Annotated in this window: 1 protein-coding gene; it reads left to right on the forward strand. The window is 68.4% G+C overall.

Translation table 11 applies throughout. The features are described from left to right. On the forward strand, positions 1-266 hold a 266-nt coding region (locus tag CUZ56_RS16055), incomplete at both ends, for a hypothetical protein (RefSeq protein ID WP_204250951.1).

A 266-nucleotide genomic window follows, 5' to 3' on the forward strand; every position in this document is an offset into this window, starting at 1 on the left:
GTCGTCGCCCTCGGCGCGGCGCGGCTGCACGGCGATCATTCTCTGGCGGGGTCACTGACTGCTCTCGGTGAAGGACTCGGTGTACCGGTCACTCTCGGCGGGTCCAAACGCTATGCCTTCGGGGTCCTCCCCATCGGCGACGCGTTCCTGGCCTGGTCCTTCGCCGCACCGGTCGCCGGCGCACAGTCCTTCCCACCGATTACCCCGTGGTGGTGGCGGCTGCCTTGGCATGCACTCGGGCTGGTCGTTCTGGCGCTGCTGTGGTT

It is taken from the genome of Saezia sanguinis, from assembly GCF_003991585.1.
Classification (GTDB): domain Bacteria; phylum Pseudomonadota; class Gammaproteobacteria; order Burkholderiales; family Burkholderiaceae_C; genus Saezia; species Saezia sanguinis.